Below are 2,150 nucleotides of genomic sequence, written 5' to 3' on the forward strand. Positions count from 1 at the left end.
GACGCCTTCACCTCCGAGGAATGTGCCAACTACCTCAAAAATTCAGGCTATCGAACTTAATGCCATCACGCTTTAGCGCGCCGCTTCGCAGCCGGGGATGTCGAACACCGCGGTCAGGCCGCAGGGCGAGTTGAGCATCTTGCCGCCCGCATGACCGACGCCGGGCACATCCCACAGGCTGTGGTTTGGCGCGCCGCCGTCGCGGGCCTGCATCACGGCGGCATAGGAATGCCCGCGCGCGTAACGGTACGGCCCCTCGGCCTCCGCCATGCAGGATTTGTCGAGCGCGGGATGATTGGGGTTGGTGTCGAGCGTTCCGAGCAGATAGATCACGCGGCGCGCGACATAGGCCTGCTCCAGCGCAGCCGACGAAGGCTCGGCAAGATAGGGCGGGCGGTTATCCATGCCGAATTTCCAGCTGTTATAGCCGTGGCAGGTCGCCGCGATCGCGGGCTCCGGCCGCTCTTTGGTGAAATAGGCGTAGGAGGACGGATTGGCGACCACATAGCGCACGCCGATGCCCTGGCGCAGCAGCACCTGGTCGCCCTTCACCGCGATCGCATAGCGCTGCACCACCTGGCCGCCGCCGGAATGGCCGAACACGACGACCTGCTGCAGGTTCGGAAACAGCTTGCGGTCGCCGAGCTTCGCCAGGATGGCGTCGAGCGCCTCGAACGAGCTCGCCGGGCTCGGCGCGAGCGCGGGCTCGCCGCCCTGCCAGCCATAGAGGCTCCAGCGCAACGTCTCCGCCGGCAGCTTGAATGCCTCGACATCGGACTCGATCAAGAATTGCGGCGCGATCATCAGCGCATGCTCACCGGCATCGCCGGCCGCGGCCTGCGCGCTCAGCGCCGCGCGAAAATAGTCATCGGCATTGCGCAGCACCCCGTGCAGCACAAGCACGGCGCGCGTGACATCCGGCAGCGGACTGGACCAGTCGGCCGAGAGGTAGAGCGGAAAGCTCGCATTGCCGACGGCAATCCGCGCATTGGCGATCTCCTTGACCGGCTTCAGGTCGCGCTCGGTCTGTGCCTGGGTCGCGGACGCTGCGGGTACGCGCGCCGCCGCCACGACAAGCAATGCCGCGGCCGCAAGCCAGGCCCGGTGATGCATGGTTCGACTCCGTTGCTGCCGCGAGCTCGGCTGGATCATGGCGCGTCAGGCGCAGATTCACCCGTGAATTTTCGGAAAGCTTCCGGATCGCGCCTCAGGCGACGAGCCGTCCATGATTGTTGGCGGCGAGGATCGGGCGGATCAGGCGACCGAACCGCTCGGCCTCCTCGTCATGCAGATAGCCGGACAGGCAGAAGGAGTGGCAGCCGGCGTCGATGAACTGCTGCAAGGTCGCGGCGCATTGCGCGGGATCGCCGACCACCGCGATGCCGGCGCCAGGCCGCACCTTGGTGATGCCGGTCCACAGATGCGGCATCAACAGATCGCCGTAGTCGCGCGCGAGCTGCTGCACGCGCTGGTTGGCCTCCGAGCGATTGTAGAGCGTCTTCATCTCCTGCTTCTGCCGCTCGGTGGCGTGGCGCACCAGCTGGTCGGCCGCCTCCCAGGCATCCGCCTCGTTCTCGCGGCAGATCACCTGCAGCCGCATGCCGAAGCCGATCGCATCCTCGCGGTCATGCGCCCGCGCCATCCGCCGGATCTCGGCGATATTCTCCGCGATGCGCTCCGGCAGATCGCCCCAGAACAGATGAACGTCGGAATGCTTCGCCGACACCTCCCAGGCCTGCCGCGAGCCGCCGCCGAGATAGAATCTTGGAAACGGCTGCTGCAGCGGCCGCGGCCGGATGTGCGCGCCGGAGATGGTGTGAAACCTGCCCTGGAAATGCACGGGGCCGCGCGTCGTCCATAGCGCTTTCAGGATCGAGACCTCCTCCTCCATCAGCGCGTAGCGCTCTTCCTTGGGCTGACGCACGCCCTCGGCCTCGACCTCGCTCTCGTTCTGGCCGGCGATCAGATTGATGCAGATTCGCCCGCCCGACATCTGGTCGAAGGTCGAGATCATCTTTGCCATCAGCACCGGGTTGATATAGCCGGGCCTTGCTGCGATCAGCGGCTTGATCCGGCGAGAGCGTGCCGCCATGAAGGCGCCCGTGATCCATGCCTCCCAGCACACCGAGCCCACCGGGATCAGCAGATAT

2 protein-coding genes are annotated in these 2,150 nt (G+C 66.2%); both read right to left on the reverse strand.

Annotation, left to right across the window (positions count from 1 at the left end; translation table 11 throughout):
- Window positions 1–72: 72 nt before the first annotated feature.
- Complete coding sequence (locus tag PMN64_RS42720; protein WP_411785098.1) at window positions 73–1,113, reverse strand: alpha/beta hydrolase; 1,041 nt, start codon at window positions 1,111–1,113, stop codon at window positions 73–75.
- A 94-nt stretch (window positions 1,114–1,207) separates the two neighbouring features.
- A partial coding sequence (locus PMN64_RS42725) for an LLM class flavin-dependent oxidoreductase (RefSeq protein WP_411785099.1) occupies window positions 1,208–2,150 on the reverse strand: 943 nt, incomplete at its 5' end.

The organism is Bradyrhizobium sp. UFLA01-814 (assembly GCF_046718885.1).
Classification (GTDB): domain Bacteria; phylum Pseudomonadota; class Alphaproteobacteria; order Rhizobiales; family Xanthobacteraceae; genus Bradyrhizobium; species Bradyrhizobium elkanii.